The organism is Streptomyces mangrovi (assembly GCF_900114215.1).
Lineage (GTDB): Bacteria > Actinomycetota > Actinomycetes > Streptomycetales > Streptomycetaceae > Streptomyces > Streptomyces barkulensis.
The window spans coordinates 16,142-38,361 of sequence record NZ_FOSG01000015.1 but is presented as its reverse complement, the minus strand read 5'-3'; the positions used below and the strand labels follow the sequence as shown (position 1 = coordinate 38,361).

Annotated in this window: 14 protein-coding genes and 1 pseudogene; 8 read left to right on the top strand and 7 right to left on the bottom strand. The window is 72.3% G+C overall.

The window, feature by feature from the left end:
- The first annotated feature begins 23 nt into the window (after window positions 1-23).
- Both BM237_RS19975 and BM237_RS30045 read left to right on the top strand, forming a co-directional pair.
- Window positions 24-1,163, top strand: coding sequence for an adenosine deaminase (locus tag BM237_RS19975; RefSeq protein ID WP_093851082.1), 1,140 nt, complete (start codon window positions 24-26; stop codon window positions 1,161-1,163).
- Window positions 1,164-1,327: 164 nt separating this feature from the next.
- On the top strand, window positions 1,328-1,696 hold the full coding sequence (locus BM237_RS30045; RefSeq protein ID WP_245793802.1) for an ATP-binding protein: 369 nt from the start codon (window positions 1,328-1,330) through the stop codon (window positions 1,694-1,696).
- 137 nt (window positions 1,697-1,833) lie between these two features.
- Here BM237_RS30045 and BM237_RS19965 read toward each other — a convergent pair whose 3' ends face one another.
- The 5 genes from BM237_RS19965 to afsQ1 form a co-directional block, all read right to left on the bottom strand.
- Window positions 1,834-2,037 (bottom strand): PspC domain-containing protein, encoded by a 204-nt coding sequence (locus tag BM237_RS19965; RefSeq protein WP_093851081.1) that lies wholly within the window; start codon window positions 2,035-2,037, stop codon window positions 1,834-1,836.
- Between the two features lie 86 nt (window positions 2,038-2,123).
- Window positions 2,124-2,678, bottom strand: coding sequence for a VanZ family protein (locus BM237_RS19960; RefSeq protein ID WP_093851177.1), 555 nt, complete (start codon window positions 2,676-2,678; stop codon window positions 2,124-2,126).
- A gap of 113 nt (window positions 2,679-2,791) precedes the next feature.
- Window positions 2,792-3,436 carry a hypothetical protein gene (locus BM237_RS19955; RefSeq protein ID WP_093851080.1) on the bottom strand — a complete coding sequence of 215 codons (645 nt, stop codon included), beginning with the start codon at window positions 3,434-3,436 and terminating at the stop codon, window positions 2,792-2,794.
- Window positions 3,433-5,022, bottom strand: a complete 1,590-nt coding sequence (locus tag BM237_RS19950; protein WP_093851079.1) for a sensor histidine kinase — start codon at window positions 5,020-5,022, stop codon at window positions 3,433-3,435. Before BM237_RS19950 ends, BM237_RS19955 begins: the two co-directional genes overlap by 4 nt.
- 100 nt (window positions 5,023-5,122) lie before the next feature.
- The gene (gene afsQ1, locus BM237_RS19945; protein WP_173915081.1) at window positions 5,123-5,800 is read right to left on the bottom strand and encodes a two-component system response regulator AfsQ1; all 678 of its coding nucleotides are present in this window, start codon (window positions 5,798-5,800) and stop codon (window positions 5,123-5,125) included.
- Between the two features lie 221 nt (window positions 5,801-6,021).
- Between afsQ1 and BM237_RS19940 the strand changes: the two genes are divergently transcribed.
- Entirely contained in the window at window positions 6,022-6,789 is a 768-nt protein-coding gene (locus BM237_RS19940; RefSeq protein WP_093851176.1) for a SigE family RNA polymerase sigma factor, read from the top strand.
- 106 nt (window positions 6,790-6,895) lie between these two features.
- On the opposite strand, the gene BM237_RS19935 is transcribed toward BM237_RS19940, so the two are convergent.
- On the bottom strand, window positions 6,896-7,543 hold the full coding sequence (locus BM237_RS19935) for a uridine kinase family protein (protein ID WP_093851078.1): 648 nt from the start codon (window positions 7,541-7,543) through the stop codon (window positions 6,896-6,898).
- A gap of 119 nt (window positions 7,544-7,662) precedes the next feature.
- Between BM237_RS19935 and BM237_RS19930 the strand changes: the two genes are divergently transcribed.
- Window positions 7,663-8,130: a hypothetical protein gene (locus BM237_RS19930; RefSeq protein WP_093851077.1), complete on the top strand. Its 468-nt coding sequence runs from the start codon at window positions 7,663-7,665 to the stop codon at window positions 8,128-8,130.
- A gap of 74 nt (window positions 8,131-8,204) precedes the next feature.
- Here the strand turns inward: BM237_RS19930 and BM237_RS19925 are convergent.
- Window positions 8,205-8,417 (bottom strand): annotated as a pseudogene (locus BM237_RS19925) (aldehyde dehydrogenase family protein); the annotation flags it as partial.
- 139 nt (window positions 8,418-8,556) lie between these two features.
- Between BM237_RS19925 and BM237_RS19920 the strand changes: the two are divergent.
- The 4 genes from BM237_RS19920 (at window position 8,557) to BM237_RS19905 (ending at window position 22,184) form a co-directional block, all read left to right on the top strand.
- Entirely contained in the window at window positions 8,557-9,150 is a 594-nt protein-coding gene (locus BM237_RS19920; RefSeq protein ID WP_093851076.1) for a hypothetical protein, read from the top strand.
- Between the two features lie 217 nt (window positions 9,151-9,367).
- Entirely contained in the window at window positions 9,368-14,662 is a 5,295-nt protein-coding gene (locus BM237_RS19915; RefSeq protein WP_093851075.1) for a DEAD/DEAH box helicase, read from the top strand.
- Complete coding sequence (locus BM237_RS19910; RefSeq protein WP_093851074.1) at window positions 14,659-17,727, top strand: DUF8741 domain-containing protein; 3,069 nt, start codon at window positions 14,659-14,661, stop codon at window positions 17,725-17,727. The genes BM237_RS19915 and BM237_RS19910 overlap by 4 nt, the downstream gene beginning before the upstream one ends.
- Entirely contained in the window at window positions 17,724-22,184 is a 4,461-nt protein-coding gene (locus tag BM237_RS19905) for an Eco57I restriction-modification methylase domain-containing protein (RefSeq protein ID WP_093851073.1), read from the top strand. The genes BM237_RS19910 and BM237_RS19905 overlap by 4 nt, the downstream gene beginning before the upstream one ends.
- Window positions 22,185-22,220: the final 36 nt, after the last annotated feature.

Below are 22,220 nucleotides of genomic sequence, written 5' to 3'. Positions count from 1 at the left end.
CGCGTAGGCGCTAGAGTGCGGCAATGACGAGCGAGACTGTCACCACCGTCCCCACCCCGGACCAGATCCGCCGCGCCCCCAAGGTGCTGCTCCACGACCACCTCGACGGCGGCCTCCGTCCGGCCACCGTCGCCGAGCTCGCCCGCGAGTGCGGCTACGACGGTCTGCCCGAGACCGACCCCGAGGCGCTGGGCACCTGGTTCCGCGAGGCGGCCGACTCCGGTTCGCTGGAGCGCTACCTGGAGACCTTCGCCCACACCTGCGCGGTGATGCAGACGCGCGAGGCGCTGGTGAGGGTCGCGGCCGAGTGCGCCGAGGACCTGGCCGCCGACGGCGTGGTCTACGCCGAGGTGCGCTACGCCCCCGAGCAGCACCTGGAGGCGGGGCTGACGCTGGAGGAGGTCGTCGAGGCCGTCAACGAGGGCTTCCGGGAGGGCGAGCGCCGGGCCCGCGAGTCCGGGTACCGCATCCGCGTCGGCGTCCTGCTCACCGCCATGCGGCACGCCGCCCGCTCGCTGGAGATCGCCGAACTGGCCAACCGGTACCGGGACTCCGGCGTCGTCGGCTTCGACATCGCGGGCGCCGAGGCGGGCCACCCGCCCACCCGCCACCTGGACGCCTTCGAGTACCTCAAGCGCGAGAACAACCACTTCACCATCCACGCCGGCGAGGCGTTCGGCCTGCCGTCCATCTGGCAGGCCCTCCAGTGGTGCGGCGCCGACCGGCTCGGCCACGGGGTGCGCATCATCGACGACATCCACGTCGCCGGCGACGGCACGGTGAAGCTGGGCCGGCTGGCGGCGTACGTGCGCGACAAGCGGATCCCGCTGGAGCTGTGCCCCACCTCCAACATCCAGACCGGAGCGGCCTCCTCGTACGCCGAGCACCCCATCGGGCTGCTGCGGCGGCTGCGCTTCCGCGCCACCGTCAACACCGACAACCGGCTGATGAGCGGTACCAGCATGAGCCGGGAGTTCGGGCACCTGGTGGAGACGTTCGGCTACACGCTGGACGACATGCAGTGGTTCACCGTCAACGCCATGAAGTCAGCGTTCATCCCTTTCGATGAACGTCTGGCCATGATCAACGACGTGATCAAGCCCGGATACGCCGAGCTGAAGGCCGAGTGGCTGTTCCGGGAGGCCGCAGCCAAGGGCCTGTGACCAGCACTTCCCCGGCCGGAGACGGTCGGGGGAGGGCGCGGGAGGCGGCCGGGCGCGACGGCGGACGCGGGCGCCCGGCCGTTTCGGGGTGTTTGCGGCGGGTGCGGTGCCCTGGCTACGTTCGCGAGGCCGCTCAAGCCATCCACACGAGGACGTACCAGCTGATGAAGCAGCGAACGATGAAGACGATCGGTGTCGCCGTGCTCGGCGCCGCCTTCGCCGCCACCGGCGCCGGGGCCGCCTCCGCGGCGGACACCCTGGGGCTCGGCAAGGCCGCCGGGGGTGCGGTGAAGAGCCTGCCCGTGCAGGAGGTCGCCAGGACGCTGCCCGCCCCCGACGCGCCCCAGCAGGCCAGGACGCTGCCCGCTCCCGCCGAGGGCAGGTCGGGGCAGCAGCCCAACACCAAGCAGCACGACCCGGTGCGGGACCTGCTCGGCGGCCTGCCGCTGGGCAGCCCCGAGAAGCCGACGATGCTCAACCTGCCGACGGGCCAGCTCACCGGCGCCCTGCAGACCGGCAAGCTGCTGGGCTGACGCACCTTCCCCCTTCTCCCCTTCCCGCGCCTCCCCTCCCTCCACCCCACCCACGGGAGGCGCCACGGGCCGCGCACCGGGCAGTTCCCGGCGAGCGGCCCGTTCCCCTGTGCGCGGAGTGTGCGCCGGCGAGCGCGTCACCAGCCGGTGCGCTGCACCTTGCGCTCGTCCGGCAACAGAATCCACAGGGCGATGTAGAGCAGAAACTGCGGCCCCGGCAGCAGACAGGAGACCAGGAAGATCGCGCGCATCGTGTTCGGGGTGGTGCCGAAGCGGCGGGCCAGCCCGGCGCACACACCGGCGATCATCCGGTCGTCGCCGGGACGGACTATTGCGGCCATGTCGGGACTCCTTCGCTCTGACGGAACGCCGTCGTTCGGCGGGGACAGATCCACCGTAGGCGAGCGTTGCGGGCGAAAGCGTCCCTCTAGGGTGCGATTCCGACCCTGGGAGGCCTCGGGGGCGCACCCTGATCCCCTTTCCCCGGGGATCCCGGCCGCCGGGCGCCGGGGCCGCCCTGCCGGGCCGCCGCGCGCAGCCGGGCGCGCAGCGCCGGGTAGCACAGCAGATGGACCAGGGCCACCCCCGTGGTGTTGAGCAGCAGCGTGTCCACGTCCGCCACCTGCCCCGGCACCGCGGGCTGCACCAGCTCGATGCCGAGCGAGATCATCGCCGCGGCGAAGACCGTACGCGCCCACGAGCCCAGCCGCGACGCCGCCCGGCCCGCCGCCATCGGCAGCAGCACCCCCAGCGGGGCCAGCAGGGCCAGCCCGCCGCCGATGCCCTCCAGCGCGGCCCGGGGGCCGTCCGCCAGATCGGCGTGGATCGAGGCGAAGGGCCGCAGGTTGGCGGGGGAGACCCAGGGTACGGACAGGGGCCGCAGCGTCAGCCAGCCGACGAACAGCAGGTGGCAGCCGAGGAGTACGAGCCCCGCTGCACGGATGCGGTGGGCGGCGGAGCCGCCGGGGTGATGACGCTGCACGGCGGCGAAGACGCACACGGCGCGCGCCGCGGTTCCGCCCCTTCGGGCGCACCGGTGCGCGGCGCGGACACCGGGCGCGGGCGCGGGTACGGCGGGCGCCCGGCGCCCGGCGCCTACGGGAGCGGGGTGCCCGCCGTCTTCGCCGCCTCGGGGCTGCCGCGCAGCGCGTCGGTGCAGGAGTAGCGCAGCGGCGGCTCCCCGCCGTCGTCCCGTACCGGGCCGCCGAGCACCACCGAGCCGTCCCGGCCGGCGGCGGCCGTGCCCGTGAGAGTGCAGACGATCTGGGCCAGCGCGAAGGACGGCAGCCCGCCGGGATCCCGGCTCAGCCGCAGCGTCCCCCCGGGGTCGCCGTCCCCGGGGCCGGTGACCTCCAGATCCCCGGGGACGGAGCTGCCGAAGCCCGCCTCCCGCTCGGCCCGGGAAGGGTTTCTGCGCAACTCCTCCAGCAGCTCGCGGGCCGTCTCCAGCCGGGCGTCCGGGCCGGATTCCGAGCCCGACTCCGAGCCGCCCGGAGCCACGGTGCGCTCCACCGCCGAGACGGTGCCGCCGCAGACCAGGAAGACGTCCGCCCGGACGCTCCCGTCGCCGGGACCGCGCCCCTCCTCGGCGGCGGGGGCCGCGCACGAGGCCCGCGACGGCGCCGGACCGGCGTCCACCGGCACCGGCGTGGAGCGTATGCCGCATCCGCCGAGCGCGAGCGCGGCCAGGACCGCGGCGCTCGCGCGGAGGCCGGGGGCCGTACGGCGTGTGGTGCTCATCGTCCGTCCTCCCGGTGCGCCCCGCCGCCGTCCGTGCCCGGGGCGGCGCCCGCGCCCCGGTCCTGCTCCGGCGCGAGGCGGCTGGCGTCGCGCGGCAGCCGCAGGGTGAAGACCGCGCCCCCTTCGGGCGCGTTCTCGGCGGTGATGGAACCGCCGTGGATGTGGGCGTTCTCCATGGCGATCGACAGCCCCAGCCCGCTGCCCTCGGAACGGGGCCGGGAGGCGCTGGCCTTGTAGAAGCGGTCGAAGACGTGCGGCAGCACCTCCTGGGGAATGCCGGGGCCGCGGTCGGCGACCCGGATGACCAGCTCGTCCTCGCCCGGTCCTCCGCCCGGTCCCTCGTTCCTCGCCGCGCCCTCGCGGGTGTGCACCGACACCCGGACCGGGGAGCCGCCGTGCTTGAGCGCGTTGCCGATCAGGTTGGCCAGGATCACGTCCAGACGGCGCGGGTCGAGCCGTGCGGTGATGCCGCGGTCGGCGTCCAGCTCGACCGCGTCCAGCCAGGCCCGGGCGTCGATGCAGGCGGTCACCTGGTCCGCGACGTCGACGTCGTCGAGCACCAGGCGGGCCGTCCCCGCGTCGAAGCGGGTGACCTCCATCAGGTTCTCCACCAGGTCGTTCAGCCGCCGGGTCTCGCTGACGACCAGGGTGACCGCGGGCGCGATCATCGGGTCGAGCGAGTCGATCTCGTCCTCCAGGACCTCGGTGACGGCGGTGATCGCGGTCAGCGGCGTGCGCAGCTCGTGCGACATGTCCGCCACGAAGCGGCGGCTGGACTCCTCGCGGGCGCTCAGTTCGGCAACCCGGTGCTCCAGCGCCTCGGCGGTGCGGTTGAACGTCCTGGACAGCTCGGCCAGTTCGTCCTTCCCCGACACCCTCAGCCGGGTCTCCAGCCGCCCCTCGCCCAGCCTCCGCGCCGCCTCGCCCAGCCGCTGCACGGGCCGCAGCACCGTGGTGGCGGCGGCCTGCGCCAGCAGGGCGGAGCCGACCAGGGCCAGCGCGGTGGCGATCCCCAGTGACCAGGCCAGGGAGCTGAGGTCGTCCCGCTCGGGGGCGAGCGACTTGAACATGTAGCCCGTCGGCCCGCCGCCGATCACGGTCGCGCCGCCCACCAGATACGGTTCGCCGTCCACCGTGATCCGCTGCCAGTACAGGTGGTACGGGGCCTTGTTGACGGCGTCGAGCGGACGCTTCTCGGCGACCGCCGAGCGCAGCGTCCCGGGCACGTCCTCCAGGGTGAACCGCGGGTCGGAGGCGGCCTCGCAGCGCGAGCCGTCGGCCTGCTCCCCGATCAGCACCACCTCGTACCGCTGGGTGCTGTTGGCCATGGTGCCGGCCGTCTCCCGCAGCGCGTCGCAGGCCGGCCGGCGGGGGAGGGATCCGGCGTTGTCGCCCAGCGACTCGCGGAAGTCGTTGAGCGCGGCGTTCTGCGCCCGGGTCAGGACGGCGTCGCGGTTGATCCAGTACGCGATGCCGGAGACGGCCACCGCGGCGGTCAGCGCGACCAGCGCGAAGACCACCACCAGCCGCAGCCGCAGACTCGTCAGCCGCAGCGACCCGGTGATCCTGCCCAGGGAGCCGCTCACGGCGCCTCCCGGCGGGTCCGGCCGTGCCGGGGGGCGGGCGCGGGGACGGGGATGAGTGCGGGTATCGGCGCCGGGCCCCCGCCGGCCTCGCGGGTCCCCGTCACGCCGGGGGGTCCAGCCGGTAGCCGACGCCGCGCACCGTGCGGATCAGCGTCGGCGAGGAGGGGACGTCCTCGACCTTGGCGCGCAGCCGCTGGACGCACGCGTCGACCAGCCGGGAGTCGCCGAGGTAGTCGTGCTCCCACACCAGCCGCAGCAGCTGCTGCCGGGACAGCGCCTGCCCGGGGCGGCGGCTCAGCTCCAGCAGCAGCCGCAGCTCGGTCGGGGTGAGCTGGAGGTCCCTGCCGTTCTTGGTCACCGTCATCGCCGAGCGGTCGATGACCAGCGCGCCGAAGGTCGCCGAGTCGTTCGCCTCCCGCTCGCCGCGCCGCATCACCGCGCGGATGCGGGCGTCCAGCACCCGTCCCTGCACCGGCTTGACCACGTAGTCGTCCGCGCCGGACTCCAGGCCGACCACGACGTCGATGTCGTCGCTGCGCGCGGTCAGCAGGATGATCGGCAGCTGGTCGGTGCGCCGGATGCGGCGGCACACCTCGAAACCGTCGATGCCGGGCAGCATGACGTCCAGCACGATCAGGTCGGGCCTCTGTTCGCGCAGCAGCTTGAGGCCGTCCTCGCCCGAGGCAGCGGTCACCACGCGGTGGCCCTGCCGGGTCAGCCCCATCTCCAGGGCCGTACGGACGGCCTCGTCGTCCTCGATCAGCAACAGGAAAGGCACGCGCGCCATTCTGGCCCATCCGGCGCCCGCACTTCGACCGGCCGGTGAACGGAGCGCGAACACGGGCGGGTCACGGCCCGCCCCGCCTCTGTGACACCCCTGTGACAGACGGCGGACCCGGCGATGAAACTGCCCCGGCAGTGTATTCGGCGTATTCGGTGTACACGGCGTACTCGGCACGGACCGAGGACACGGACCGGTTCCACAAAGGGGGGCGCGAGATGAACACACTGCACCGCAACATCACCAGCGCGGTTATCCACACGCGTCTGCACACTCCCGTGGTTCCGGCGCAGACCGGGGGGAAGTCCGGCGCCGCGGGGGGAGGGTGCGACCGCGGCGCCGGCCGGCGGCGGCCGGCGCACATCGCCGCCGCGCCCGAGCCGGCCGCGGGGGAGCCGGCCGGGGCGGACCGGGGGGAGGGAACGCACGGGGAGGCTTCGGGGGAGCGGCGCCGGGGGGGTGTGACGGAGGCGGAGTTCACCGCCTACGTCCGCGAGCGCCGCGCCTCCCTGTACGCCACCGCGTACCACCTCACGGGGGACCGCCACGAGGCCGAGGACCTGCTGCAGAGCGCGCTGTTCTCCACCTACCGCGCCTGGGACCGGATCACCGACAAGGCCGCGGTCGGCGGATATCTGCGCCGCACCATGACGAACCTGCACATCAGCGCCTGGCGCCGCCGCAAGCTCAACGAGTACCCGACCGAGGAGCTGCCCGAGTCGGCCGGCGAGAGCGACGCGATGCGCGGCACCGAACTGCGCGCGGTGCTGTGGCAGGCGCTGGCGCGGCTGCCCGAACTCCAGCGCACGATGCTGGTCCTGCGCTACTACGAGGGCCGCACCGACCCGGAGATCGCGGACATCCTGAACATCAGTGTCGGCACGGTCAAGAGCAGCATCTGGCGCTCCCTGCGCCGGCTGCGCGGCGACGAGACGCTGAGCTTCGGGCGCGATCTGGAGGAGAGCTTCGGCGAGCTGGTCGCCTGACGCACCGGAGCCGGGGGAGACGGGGGAACGGGGGGAAGACGGGGGGAGAGCACGGGGGTGCTCCGGGAGCGGGCCGGGTCGGCCGGGGGTCCGGCCGGGCCCGCTCTCATGCGCGTACGGCCCCCGGGCGCCCGCTTCCGTGCGTACGCCCCTGACGCGCGCCGAGCGCCTCGATCCGCGCCAGTGCCTCGTCCCGGCCGCAGGCGTGGGCGCCCAGGGCGACATGGCGCGCGACGATCGCGCCCTCGGCGCGCATCAGCGCCCAGCCGCGGCGCACCAGGACGGGCAGCGACTTGCGGCCCTCGCGCACATCGCGCAGCAGCCGCCGCCGGAAGGTGGTGGAGGGGCGCCCGCGCAGGCACAACGCGTCGGCCAGCAGGCCCAGTTCGAGACAGCGCGCGGCGATCTCGGCGGCGAATATCCCCTCGGCGACGAACAGGCGCGCCCCGCGCAGGTCCAGCGTGTCCTCGCCGGTCCTGGAGCTCGTGGAGATGTCGTACACCGGGACGGTGGTCCGGCCGCTCCCGCACAGGGCCGCGATCGCCGCCACCGCCGCGTCGGCGTCCCAGGAGGCGGGGTGGTCCCAGTCCACCCGGTCGCCGCCGGAGAGCCGGGGCAGGGACGGGTCGCCGGCCTCCTTGTAGAAGTCGTCCAGGCGCAGTACGGGCAGCCCGGTGCGGGCGGCGAGCGAGGACTTGCCGGAGCCCGAGGGACCGGTCAGCAGGATCACGCGGGCGGTGTCGTGGGAGCTCACGGAAGACCATTGTCGGCCATCCACAGGGAGCTCGGTACGCGTGTGCGTGTGACGCCCGGCTCGTATACGCTGCGTGACCGTACGGACACAGTCTTCGAGTTCTCTTGGTAGGTGTACCGATGACCGCTCAGCGCCGCCGTCACGCACGGGAGAGGCAAGCGGGGAGCAGCGGCGTCCAGCGTGCCCTGCTGCGGGCCGGGTTGGCCGTCTCCGCGGTCGGGGCCGCGGTGGCTTCGGGCGCGGGAACGGCGGCCGCGGCCCCCGGACAGGGCGCCGGGGCGCCCGTACAGCTGTCGGGCCTGACGTCGGCGCTCTCGCCGGACTCGCTCGGGTCGAGCCTGAACGGTCTGGCCGAGGGCGTGGGAGCCACCGAGCACGCGACGGCCGGTGCGGTGCGCCCGGTCAAGGACGCGCGGATCGATCCGCTGGCGGGCACGGGCGTCGATCCGCTGGGCAACACGGTCGGCACCCAGATCGCCGACTTCAAGCCGGTGAGCAGCGGGGCCGTCACGGGACCGGTCAGTGAAGGGGGCACGATCCGCACCCTGCCGGTGACGGGCGCGGTGGCGGGGCTGCTGCCCGGCTGAGCGGGAGCCCGGCCGTGAAGGCGTCCGCCCGGGGCGGCTCCCCCTCGGAGGAGCCGCCCCGGGCGGACGGTCCGTCAGACGCCGACGGGGTGCCAGACGGTCTTGGTCTCGACGAAGGACAGCATCCGCCTGGTGCCGGGGTCGGCGGACCAGTCGGAGGTCGCGTCCGCCGGGCGCAGCACCCGCTTGAGGTTGTCCGCGGCGGCCGTCTCCAGCTCCTTCGCCAGCTCCGTGTCCGCGCCCGTCAGGTCGATGGCGTTGACGTCGCTGTGGGCGGCGAGCGGGGTGGTGTTTCCGGTGATGATCGCGTAGGCGAGGAAGAACCTGAGGCGGAGAGACGACTCCTGCCATGCCGGCATGGCTACCGCACCGGCCAGTTGACTGCACTAACTCAGGGCACGGCTCGACGCAGTCCAGAATCAGGGCATGGATGTCCCCAAGCTACTGGAAGCCGCCTTCCTGCTGGTTCCCGAAGAAACCGTCACCGAGAACGACATCACGATCAACGACGTCTGGGGATACCTCACCCACGACGAGTGGGAAGTGGCTCTCGAGCTCCTGGAGGAACTCGGCGGCGTCCACCCGCTCCCACTCAGCTTCTGGGAGACCCTGGCCACTGCCGCAGAGCAAATGCGGTTGGAGAAGAGCGCGGCCTGGTGCCACTGGCGCTGCTACGAAACCCGCAACGGCATCATCCGGGCCGACCTCACCCTCCGACCGGCCAGCGAGAGCCGCAGACAGACACCCTTCTCCGGAGCCGGCGTCCTGCGACCGATGTGGGACATCGGAAACCGAACCCCGACTGGCGAACCGGCCCTCAACATTGCCGCACTCTGGGTGGAGTTCACGCCCTCTCTGGGCCCCGGCGAGCGATCCGCGGTGCGACTCGCACCGCTCGACCCCTCGCAGTGGCAGCATCTCCAGCCCGGCCAAGTGATCGCCATGCACGAAGACCGAACTGTTGCTGGAACGGCTGTCGTCCTTGAGGTTCTGCCCCCGGTGGCCGCGTCCACCGCATAGAAGCCAGCTTCCCGTACTCCTGCCGTTGGTGCAGAGAAGGTCGGCCGGGGGTACCGCCTTCGCCCTGCAGTATCCAGATCAGGCCACAGTGCCCTACCGGGACATTAGGCTGGGCTCTTCGTGTTGAGCCGTACTCGTTGAGTCCGGCCCGTGAGAGGCAGCCGAGTGGCACGACACGTGAACGGCAACGGGAGTGGATCTAGGGGGGCGACCAGCCGTGGATGTCTTCGGAGTCCATCACGATCTCGTCACCGAGTACGAGGCGTTCACCAGTTCTCTCGTCGCTGTCCGGGACCCCAGGGTCGAGACGCACCTCGCCGAGGAGAGGCGGCGCAAGACCCGCTGGCCCGACCCCAGGCTCGCGCTGAATCCCGGTTTCCGCCCCGGCGGCACCGTGGCCGAGCTGTGCGGCGACGGCCTTCTCCACCCGCTGTGCCGGAAATACTTCAAGCACAAGGAGCACCCGGGCGATCCGGGCAGCCGCACCCTCGCCCTCCACCAGCACCAGCGGGAGGCCATCGAGGCGGCGGACAAGGGCGACTCGTACGTGCTGACCACGGGGACGGGCTCGGGCAAGAGCCTGACCTACATCGTGCCGATCGTGAACCAGGTGCTCCGCCACCCGAACCCCGACGGGATCTCGGCGATCGTCGTCTATCCCATGAACGCGCTGGCCAACAGCCAGGTCCACGAGCTGGAGCGCTACCTCCGGTGGGGCGTGCCCGAGGAGGACCGCAAGGTGACCTTCGCCCGTTACACCGGACAGGAGGACACCGAGAAGAAGCTCCAGGTGCTGCGGGACAAGCCGGACATCCTGCTCACCAACTATGTGATGCTGGAGTACATCCTCACCCGTCCCGACGAGCGGCGGGAGCTGATCGGCGCGGCCCGGGGCCTGCGTTTCCTCGCCCTGGACGAACTGCACACCTACCGGGGCCGGCAGGGAGCCGACGTCGCCCTCCTCGTGCGGAGGCTGCGCGACGCCTGCGAGGCGCCGGACCTCCAGTGCGTCGGCACCTCGGCGACGATGGCCACGGCCAGTACCTTCGACAAGGCGCGGGAGGAGATCGCCGGCATCGCCACGCGGCTGTTCGGCACCGAGATCCGCCCGGGCCGCGTCATCGGCGAGACCCTGGAGCGCTCGACCGACCCCGGCCGCGATGCCGTGCCCGGCGTCCACCCCCGCGGACCGCTCGCCGACGCCGTACGCCGGGCCGCCGCGGATCCCGCCGATCTGCCCGCGGACTACGACGCCCTGCGCGGCGACCCCCTCGCCGTCTGGATCGAGGACACCGTGGGACTGACCGTCGAACCGTCCACCGGACGGCTCGTCCGCCGCTCCCCGCTCACCATCCCGGAGGCCGCCGGCCGCCTGGCCGACGCGAGCGGGGAACCGGCCGACGTCTGCCACCGGGCCATCGAGACGATGCTCCGGGCCGGGGCCGGGGTGCGGCACCCGAAGCTCGGCAGACCTCTTTTCGCCTTCCGGCTGCACCAGTTCCTCTCCAAGGGCGACACCGTCTACACCAGCTTCGAGCCGCCGGGCCGCCGCCACCTCACCAGCCAGTACCAGGTCTCCGTCCCCGGCCACCCGGGCAGACCGCTCGTCCCGCTGCACTTCTGCCGCGACTGCGGCAAGGAGTACCTGGTGGCCACCCGTCCCGCCGAGCACGGCGGCGACCGTTTCGAAGCCCGGGAGGACCCGGACGCACCGGCCGCCGAGGGCGACGGCTTCCTGTACGTCAGCGAGGACCGGCCCTGGCCCGACGCGCACGACCAGGAGGCGGTGTTCCGGCGCCTGCCGACGAGCTGGGTCGAGACGGACGACGACGGCCACCCGTCGGTCACGAAGACCCGGGCCGGGGACCTCCCCCAGGAGGTGTGGATCGCTCCCGACGGCCGCCGCACCGAGCCCGGCACCGGCCTGCGCGCCTGGTGGATCGGCGCCCCCTTCCGCTTCTGCCTGCACTGCCGCGCCTCCTACGAGCAGTTGCGCCTGAAGGACCTGGCCAAGCTGGGCACCTTCTCGGCCGAGGGCCGCAGCTCCGCCGTCTCGCTGATCAGCTCCCGCGTGGTGCGCTCCCTGCGGGCACAGCAGGGGCTGAAGAAGGCGGGACGCAAACTGCTCACCTTCGTGGACAACCGGCAGGACGCCAGCCTCCAGGCCGGCCACTTCAACGACTTCGCCCTCGTCACCCAGATCCGCGGCGCTCTGTACCGCGCCCTGGCCCGGGCGGGGAAGAGCGGGCTGACCCACGACCGTCTGCCCCAGGCCGTCTTCGACGCCCTGGACTTGCCGATGGACGCCTACGCCAAGGTGCCGACCGCCAGGTTCCGCCAGCGCGACCTGGCCCACTCCGCCCTGCGCGAGGTGCTCGCCTACCGCGTCTACGCCGATCTGGAGCGCGGCTGGCGCGTCACCATGCCCAACCTCTCCCAGACGGGCCTGCTGCGCTTCGACTACACCGATCTGGCCGAGATCGCCGCCGAGCCCGAGTGCTGGGAGGGCTGCCACCGGCTGCTCACCGAGGACACGCCCGCTCACCGCGAGCAGCTCGCCCGAGTCCTCCTTGACGAACTGCGCCGCTCCCTCGCCGTCGAGGTGGACTGCCTCACTCAGGAGGGCTTCGACCGGCTCGGCAGCGTCAGCGAGGCGCATCTCGTCAGCCCGTGGGCACTGTCCCCGCGCGAGCCGCGGGTCCGCGAGCGCCTGGCCTACGCGGGTCCCGGCCGCGCGGGTTCGGTGGCCGACACCGTGCACTTCAGCGGCCGCGGCGGTTACGGCCGCTATCTGCGCCGCACCGGCCGGTTCGGCGCGGTGCCGGGCCGGGCGGGCAAGCGCATCTCGGTGGCGGAGGCCGACGCGGTCATCCGCGACCTGATGCGCGTGCTGCGCGAGTGCGGCCTGCTCGACGCCGTCGAGGACGAGCGCGACGGCTCCCTCGGCCACCAACTGCGCTCCTCCGCCCTGCGCTGGCTCCCCGGCGACGGCACCCGGCCGGAGCCCGATCCGGTCCGCAAGACGACCGACGCGGAGGCCGACGTACGGGTCAACACGTACTTCCGCGACCTGTACCGCGACGGCGCCGCCGGTCTCACCGGCATCCGGGCGCACGAGCACACCGCGCAGGTCGACGCCAAGGTCCGGCGCGACCGCGAGGAGGCGTTCCGCGAGGGCGCCCTGGACATCCTCTACTGCTCCCCGACGATGGAGCTGGGCGTCGACATCGCCCGGCTGAACGCGGTCGGCATGCGCAACGTGCCGCCGACGCCCGCCAACTACGCCCAGCGCTCCGGCCGCGCGGGCCGCGGCGGCGAGCCCGCGCTGGTGACGACCTACTGCTCGACGGGCTCTCCGCACGACCAGTACTACTTCCGCCGCCCCGGCCTCATGGTCTCCGGCAGCGTCACCCCGCCCCGCCTCGACCTCGCCAACGAGGAGCTGATCCGCTCCCACGTGCACTCCGTCTGGCTCGCGGAGACCGGCGAGTACCTGGGCAGCCGCCTCACCGACATCCTGGACGCCGACGAACCGGACGAGGACGGCCGGTGGTCCCTGGACCTGCTGCCCAAGGTGCGTCGGGCGCTGGACAGCGAGCCCGCCCGGCTGCGCGCGATCAGCCGTGCGGAGGAGATCCTCGCCCCCCTCCACGGCGAGCTGTCCGAGTCCTCCTGGTGGTACGACGGCTGGACCGAGCACACCGTGCGCCGGGCCCTGGACAGCCTGGACGCGGCGTGCGAGCGCTGGCGCCGCCTCTACCGCACCGCCCGCACCGAGGTCGACCAGCAGCACCGCCGCGCCAACGACCTCTCTCTCAACCGCCGGGACCGCGACCGGGCGGCGGCCCGCCGAGCCGAGGCCGAGAACCAGCTCAAGCTGCTGCGCAACGAAGCGGACAGCGAGTCGTACAGCGACTTCTACACCTACCGCTACCTCGCCTCCGAGGGCTTCCTGCCCGGATACTCCTTCCCGCGCCTGCCGATCGCCGCCTACGTGCCCGGCGAGCGCTCGGCCGGGCGGTACGGGCAGCGCAACGGCGCCTACATCCAGCGCCCCCGCTTCATCGCCGTCGGCGAGTTCGGCCCCGGCGCGCTCATCTACCACGAGGGCAACCGCTACGCCATCGACCGCGTGACCGTCCCCATGGGCGACCGGCCGGGGCAGGTGGCGACCAGCGACATACGGCTGTGCGACGCCTGCGGCTACTGGCACGACCGGGCCGAGGGCGCCGACCGCTGCGAGAACTGCGACACCCCGCTGTACCGCACCCTGCCGAAACTGATGCAGCTCACCCAGGTGCACGCCGAGCCCAGGCGCCGCATCTCCTCGGACGAGGAGGAGCGCCTCAAGCGCGGCTTCCGCCTGCGGACCGTCTACCGGTACGCCCCGGGCGGCGCGTACGAGACCCGGGTGCGCGACAGGCACGACGGCACGCCGCTGGCCGAGGTCTCCTACGGGGACTCGGCCACCGTCCGCGTCCTCAACCTCGGCTACCGGGGACGCGACGGGAAGGACGGCCCGGCCCACGGCTTCTGGCTGGACCCGGCCAGCGGCAGGTGGCTGTCGGAGAGCCGCGCGACACGGCTGCGGGAGGAGTCGGCGGAGGAGGAGTCCCTGGCCTCCTTCGACCGCGCGCAGCGCACCCTCCAGGTCATCCCCTACGCCCAGGACACCAAGAACATCGCCGTGCTGCGGCTGGCCGAGCCGGTCGACGAGATCACCGCCGTCTCCCTGCGCTACGCCCTGGAGCGGGGCATCGAGGCGCACTTCCAGCTCGAGGACTCCGAGCTGGAGAGCGAGGGCCTGCCGGACGCGGAACAGCGCGGCCGGACGCTCTTCGTGGAGAGCGCGGAGGGCGGCGCGGGCGTCCTGCGCCGCCTCCACGACGACGAGCACGCCCTGGCGGAGGTGGCCGAGGAGGCCCTGCGGATCATCCACTACGACAGGGACGGCAAGGACCTCGACCGGGCCGAGGGCGCCGCCGAGCGCTGCGAGCTGGGCTGCTACGACTGCCTGCTCTCCTACTCCAACCAGGGCTTCCACAAGCGCATCGACCGGCACCGCGCGGCCCCCTGGCTGCTTCGGCTCCTCCGCTCCCGCACCGGGGACGGATCCCGCCCGCGCCCGTCGGCGGCGCCCGCCGCGTCCGCCGTCCCGGCCGCTTCCGCCGGGGCCGCGGATGAGGAGCGGCCGACCACCCCTGTCGAGGCGTTCCTGCGCCTCCTCGCCGACGGCGGCCACCGCCTTCCCGACGAGACGGCCACCGAGGTCGCGGACGCCGTCTACCATCTCCCCGGCGGCGACGTCGCCGTCTTCCTGGAGCACGGTGAGCACGGCGGGCACGGCGGGACCGGCGGCGCCCGCCGCCTCACCGAGCAGGACGAGTACCGCATGATGGACGACGGCTGGCTGGTGATCAGGGCCGGAGCCGAACCCGACTGGAAGGACACCGTGCGCGCATACCCGGACGTCTTCGGCACCGGCCGCGACCACCGGGGAGGCGCCCGATGACCACCGCCGCCCGCCACCCCGGCACGCTCGTCCACGCCCGGGGCCGCGACTGGGTCGTCCTGCCCGGCACCACCGAGGACTTGGTCCTCGCCCAGCCGCTGGACGGCGACCGGGAGTTCGTCACCGCCCTCTTCCCCGGCGAGGTGTGCGAGCCGGGCTTCGGCCGCCCGGAGCCCCGCCCCGGCGAGGCCGGCGACTTCGCCTCCGCCTCGCTGCTGCGCACCGCCCTGCGCGTCGCCTCCACCGCGGGCGCGGGCCCGTTCCGCTCCCTGGCCTCCGTCGCCGTACAGCCCCGCCAGTACCAGCTCGTGCCGCTGATGATGGCACTGCGCATGGACCCGGTGCGCCTGCTCATCGGCGACGACGTCGGCATCGGCAAGACGGTGGAGTCCGCGCTGATCGCCAGGGAGCTCATGGAGCAGGGCTCCGCGCGGACCATGGCCGTGCTGTGCTCGCCCGCGCTCGCCGAGCAGTGGCAGCGCGAACTCCACGACAAGTTCGGCATGGAGGCGGAGCTGGTGCTGCCGTCCACGGCCGCGCGTCTGCAGAAGGCGATCGACGACCCCAACCGGTCGGTCTTCGACCACTACCCGGTCACGATCGTCTCCACCGACTTCATCAAGCAGGACGAGCGCCGCGACGCGTTCCGCCGCCACTGCCCCGACCTGCTCATCGTCGACGAGGCGCACACCTGTGTCGGCACCGGCGGCAACGAGCAGCAGAAGCGGTACGAGCTGCTGTCCGCCGTCGCCGACCGCACCGAGCGCGACCGCCATCTCATCCTCGTCACCGCCACCCCCCACAGCGGCGACCCGCAGGCGTTCTCCAAGCTCACCGGGCTCCTCGACCCCTCGCTGCGCGACCTGGACACCACCCGGTCCGCCGACCGCGACAAGCTGGCCCGCCACTTCGTGCAGCGCCGCCGCCACGACATCAAGCGGTACATCCTCCGGGACCGGGTCATCGAGGAGACCCCCTTCCCCGAGGACCGCGACCTCCAGGACGCCCTCTACCGGCTCGACCCGGACTACGCGCGCTTCGTCGCCGACATCCTGGCCCACACCCGCGAGCAGGTGCGCGGCCCCTCCGGGGAGCGGTCCCGCATGTCCTGGTGGACGGCGCTGACCCTGCTGCGCTGCGTGCTGTCCTCACCGGCCGCCGCCGCCGCGACCCTGCGCACCCGCTCGCTGATCGCCGCCGGCCTCAGCAGGGCCGAGGCCGAGAAGCTGGCCCGCGCCGCGGCCCTGGAGCTCGCCGACGAGGAGACCACCGAAGGCACGGACACCGTCCCCGGCACCCTCCCGGCCGACCTCGACGCCATGGGGGAGGCACTGGGCGGCCGGACCGCCGAGGCCAGGTCCCTGGCCGCCTTCGCCGAGCGCGCGGACCGCCTCGCCGCGGCCGGCCCCGCGGCCGACGCTAAGCTGCGCCTGGTCATCGACAAGGTCAAACGGCAACTGGTCGACGGCTACGACCCGATCGTCTTCTGCCACTACATCCCCACCGCCGAGTACGTCGCCCGGCACCTCAAGGAGGAACTGGGCCGCAGCGCCACCGTGGCGGCGGTCACCGGCGCCCTCCACCCCGACGCCCGCCAGGCCCGGGTCGACGAGCTCACCGCCAGGCGCGGCCGGCACGTCCTGGTCGCCACCGACTGCCTCTCCGAGGGCGTCAACCTCCAGGACCACTTCGGCGCCGTCATCCACTACGACCTGTCCTGGAACCCGACCCGCCACCTCCAGCGCGCGGGCCGTGTGGACCGCTTCGGCCAGAAGCGCCGCCGCGTCCGGGAGATCACCGTCTACGACACCGACACCGGCATCGACGGCCACGTCCTGAAGGTCCTCATCCAGAAGCACAAGGACATCGCCGACCAGACCGGCGTGGCCGTCCTCGTCCCCGACCAGGGCCGGGGCGTCCTGGAGGCCCTGGCCAGCGCGGTACTTCTGCGCGGCAGGCAGCCCGAGGGGCAGCTCGCCTTCGAGTTCGAGGACGACCCCGAGCTCGGCCGCGCCCGCGAGGCCCTGCACAAGGAGTGGGAGTCGGCCGCCGAACGCGAGTCGAAGGTGCTCACCAAGTTCTCCCACACCGGGCTGCGCCCGGAGGAGGTGGAGGCCGAACTCGACGCGCTGCGCCAGGCGTTGGGCACCCCCGGGGACATCGCCGCCTTCGCTCGCGAGGCCCTCGCCCAGCTCGGCGCCCAGCCCATCGGCGAACCCCGCGACCGCGGCTTCCGGGCCCCGGTCGACCCGCTGCCGACGGGCCTGAAACACGCTCTCGGCTTCTACGAGGACATCGACCAGGCCGCCGCCCCCGGCGCCCCCACGGCGCGGACCGGAACCAAGACCGGTGCGCGGACCGGCGCGAAGGCCAGGAGCCGCTCCCGGTCAGCCGCCCGCGAGCTCGTCTTCCGCGAGGACCTGCCCGTCGCCCGCGGCGAGCACGCCCTGTTCCGCACCGACCCCGCCGTGCGCGCCCTGGCCCGCTACCTCCTCGACACGGCCGTCGACACCGGCCTGCCGCCCGAGGAGCGCCCGGCCCGCCGCCTCGGCGTGACCCGCACCGCCGCCGTGGACCGCCGCACCGTCCTGCTGCTCGCCCGCTACCGCTTCCGCCTCACGCTGCCGCCCCGCACCCCCGGTGACGAGCCGCGCGTCCTGGTCGCCGACGACGCCCAGGTCCTGGCCTGGCGCGCCGCCGACGACGGCCGCCGCGTGTGGCTGCCCGACGAGGAGACCGCCGCCCTGCTCACCGCCACGCCCGACAGCAACACCCTTCCCGCCCTGCGCGACCAGCAGGCCGCCCGCGCGGTCGCCGAACTCGACGAGGAGGAGGTCCGCACCCACCTGGAAGAGCGCGGCCGGCTCCTGGCCGACCGGCTGCGGGAGGCCCACGTGCGGGTGCGCGAGGCCGCCGGCCAGCGCGGCCGCGAGCGCGGCGCCGCCGCCGTACGCCGCATCGGCGTCGAGCCGTCCGGCGAGCCGGACCTGCTCGGCGTGTACGTCTACCTGAAGGCCCCGGCCGCACCGGCCGCCGGGCAGCCCACCCCCGGAGGTGACCGGTGACCGCCCTCGCACCCGAACGCCTTCCCGCCTCAGCCGCCGTGCGGGTGGAGGGCGGCCTGCTCTCCGCAGACCTTCTCACCAAGATCCGCTCAGGCGACCCGGAACTGCCCGGCAGCGCGCCCGCCGACTACGGACTCGGGCGCAACCTGCGCATCGAGGACGCCGCGAGCCGCAAGTGGAACACGCTGCGGGCCGCGTACGCCGCCTTCCAGGAGGAGTTGGAGGAACTCGGCAAGGAGGGCGACCCCACGGGGGCGACCCGCGTCTGGCTCCTGACCGTCCTGGAAGAGCTGGGGTACGGCCGCCTCGCCCCGCGCCGCCGCCCCGTCGAGGTGGCCGGCCACGACCCGTTCCGGATCAGCCACCAGTGGCAGGAGCACGTCCCCGTCCACCTGCTGGGCTGGAACACCGCCCTCGACCGCTGGTCGGCGAACAGCTCCCGCGTCCCCCAGTCGATGATGCAGGAACTGCTCAACGCCTCCCCGGACCACCTGTGGGGCGTCCTCTCCAACGGCCGGGTGCTGCGCCTGCTGCGCGACTCGACCGCGCTCGTCGGCTCGGCGTACGTCGAGTTCGACCTCGAAGCGATCTTCGGCGGCGGGGACTTCTCCGACTTCCTGCTGATGTACGCGGTGCTGCACGCCTCCCGCCTGGAACTGGTGCCCAAGCCGGAGAAGCGGCGCCGGGGCGCGGCCGGTGCGGCACCGGACGAGGCGGGAGACGAGCCTGGGGCCGAAGCGGAGGAGGGCGCCGAGGAGGCCGAGGGGGAGGGGGGCGCGGAGGCCGCGGCACCCGACGACCTTCCGCTCACCCCCGCCGACTGCCGTCTGGAGTGGTGGCGCGACTACGCCGTCGAGACGGGCATCCGCTCCCGCAACCTGCTGCGCGACCAGGTCAAGCAGGCCCTGTCGATCCTCGGCACGGGCTTCCTCCGGAACAACCCCGCCCTGGCCGACGCGATCACGGCCGGCGGGCGCCGGGCACTGGACGACTTCCACCACGAACTGCTGCGCCTCGCCTACCAGTTGATCTTCCTCTTCGTCGCCGAGGACCGCGACGCGCTGCTGGTGCGCCCCGGCCGCCGGGCCACCAAGGCGCAGAAGAAGGCCAACCAGCAGGCCCGCGAGCGCTACACGCTGTACTTCTCCGCCGCCCGCCTGCGCCGCATCGCCGCGCGCCGCAAGGGCGACCACCACACCGACCTGTGGCAGGGCCTGTGCCGTGTCCTGAACGCACTGGGGAGGGAGGGCGGCGAACCGCTGCTGGCCCTGCCCGGACTGGGCGGCCTGTTCTACGTCCCCGAGCCCGACGAGATCGACCGGGACGCGCCGCACACCCTCCTGCCCGGCAGCCCCGAACCGCTGCGTGCGGCCAGGCTGCCCAACGAGCGGCTGCTGGAGGCCGTACGGCTGCTCTCCCGGGTCAGGGACAAGGGCCGCACGACCCGGGTCGACTACCGCCACCTGGGTGCGGAGGAACTGGGCAGCGTGTACGAGTCGCTGCTGGAACTGGTCCCGGTGCGGGAGCCGGACAACGAGCTCTTCGAGCTGAAGGACCTCGTCGCGGGCAACAAGCGCAAGCTGACCGGCTCGTACTACACCCCGGCCTCCCTGATCGAGAAGCTGCTGGACAACGCCCTCGACCCGGTCATAGACCGGTACGCGGCGGAGGGCGTCCCGGACCGCCTGCTGGAGATCGACTTCGTGGACCCATCCTGTGGGTCGGGGCACATGCTCGTCGCGGCGGCCCGGCGCATCGCGGTGCGGTACGCGCGGATGGTCCACGGGGAGTCCCAGCCCGCCCCCGAACTGGTTCGCGAGGCGATGGCCAGGGTCGTACGGAACTGCGTCCACGGCGTGGACATCAACCCGCTGGCCGCCGAACTGGCCAAGGTCTCCCTATGGCTGGAGTCCCTCACCCCGGGCGAGCCGCTGGCCTACCTGGACGACCGCATCAAAACCGGCAACGCCCTGCTGGGGGCGACCCCGGCCGCACTGGAGAAGGGCATCCCGGACGGGGCGTTCGAGAAGCTGGAGGGCGACGAGCAGAAGATCGCCACCTCTCTGCGGCAGCAGAACGAGAAGGAGCGCGGCCGGCAGGAGGCGCTGGAGCTGGGCAGGGCGCCCATCGTCCGCACGAGCACGGCGACGGTGCGCGTCGAGGCCGAGAAGGTCGCCAAGGTGGGGGACCACACCCTGGCCGAGGTGCGCGAACACGGCCGTCTGCACCGGGAGTTCGAGAAGCGGCCCGAACTGCGGCGCATGAAGCGGGTCGCGGACGCCTGGTGCGCGGCCTTCCTGTGGCCCAAGCGCGCGGACGCGCCATCGGCGATCACGACGAGCGCGTTGCGCAAGGTGGAGGCGGACGGGGAGCTGGCGGACGAGTCCGCCGAGCGGATGTTCCGGGACATCGTCCGCCGCAACCGCTTCTTCCACTGGCACCTGGAGTTCCCGCGTGTCTTCCGCGTGGAGGACCCGGAGGTGTCCGACGCCAACCCGGAAACGGGCTGGCAGGGCGGCTTCGACGCGGTGCTCGGCAACCCGCCGTGGGAGCGGGTCAAGATCCAGAAGAAGGAGTGGTTCGCGGCCCGCGACGAGCGGATCGCGGCGGCTGCCACGGCCAGCATCCGTGACCGCATGATCGAGGATCTGGCCCGCAGCGTGAACGAGGACGGCACCCCGAACGAGGGCGACCGCGCGCTGTACGCGGAGTACCAGTTCGCCCAGCGGGAGTCCAAGGGCCAGGTCACCATGTACCGGAAGTCGGGGCTGTTCCCGAAGACCGGGGCCGGTGACGTGAACACGTACGCGGTGTTCGCGGAGAAGGCCCGCCAGTTGATCGGCCCGGAGGGCATGGCCGGGCTGGTCCTGCCGACGGGTATCGCCACGGACAAGACGACGGCGCCGTTCTTCGCTGACCTGGTGGAGAAACAGCAGTTGGTGACGGTGCTGGACATGGAGAACGAGGAGAAGCTGTTTCCGGCGGTCCATAATCAGTATCGGTTCAGTCTTTTCACGACAGCGGGCTGCGCCCTCGCTGAGAAATACCCTTATGTACGCTTGTCTTTTCGGGCTCGTCGTCCAGACCAGCTAGATGCACGGGAATTCGTATTGGATGCAGAGGGGTTCGCTAGAGTTAACCCCAATACGCGGACTGCTCCAATCTGTGAGAGTCCAGAACATCTCCGGGTGCTGGAGAAGATTCATGAGAGAGTGCCGCTGCTGCGTCGGCATGTCGGTGGTGGGCCAGCCGACCCTTGGGGGCTTGGTGAAACTCCTTTCTTGCGCATGTTCGACATGGCTACGGCCTCCAAGCGGTTTAAGTCGGGTGATGTTCTATTGGCGCAAGGTGGAACACGCGAAGGAACGCTCATCTTCCTAAACGACGGAGAGCGATATCTCCCTCTCTATGAGGGAAAGTTTCTGCATCATTTCGACAGTCGTTTCGCAACGTATGAGAATGCCACTCAGGCGCAGATCAACAAGGGTACTCTGCCTAGATTCGACAAAGAAAAGCATCAAGACCCGCACGCTCTTCCTCTGCCGCGCTACTGGGTGACGGAAAGCGAGACCGAGGAGCGACTGGCTGAGGTTAGGTCCGTCATGGGGAAGGCGTGGTCACATGGGTGGTTCATGGGTTGGCGAGATGTTTGCCGAGCATCAGATGAACGCACGGTGATTTCGTCGATTTTGCCCAGGACAGCGGTGGGGCATACTCAACCGTTGATGCTTTCAGCGAGTGTAGACCAGCCTCTATGTGCGCTGCTGGCTAATCTGTCTGCGTTTATTTTGGACTTCGCGGCTCGTCAGAAGGTTCAGGGAGCTCACCTGACATATACGTACGTAGATCAGTTTCCTGTCCTACCGCCTTCCGTCTACGACCTCTCCGCTCCCTGGACGCAAGGCGTCCCTCTCGCTGACTGGGTTCGCCCCCGAGTTCTTGAACTCACCTACACCTCCTACGAGATGGCCCCGTGGGCGAAGTACCTTGGCGACGAAGGTCCGCCCTTCGTCTGGGATGAAGAACGTCGCTTCCTGATTCGCGCGGAGTTGGACGCCGCGTACTTTCACCTCTACGGCATCGAGCGCGCGGACGTGGATCTCGTCATGGATAGCTTTCGGGCTTTCAAGAACAAGAAGCCCGCACTCTTCGAGGACACCAAAAAAGGGATCATCCGTGTCTACGAGGCGATGGCCGAGGGGCGGCCGTACATGCATCCGTCCCTCAACCCGCCCCCCGCGCAGGGGCCGCGCCACCCTCCGGGGACGAGCCCGCTGACCCGTGTCCGCCCGGTCGGCGGTCCACCGAGGCGCCCGGCGGCACCGGCCAAGAAGCGGCGGCGCGGCAAGGCCGCTCCCGCCCAGTTGAGCGGCGGACTGTTCGGCCTGGAGGAGGTCGAAGGCATGGACGTGCAACTCGACTTCCTCAACACGTTCGACGAGGACGAGAAGGACTGAAAGCGCGACAAGGAAGGAACGCGTAGACGGCCGGTC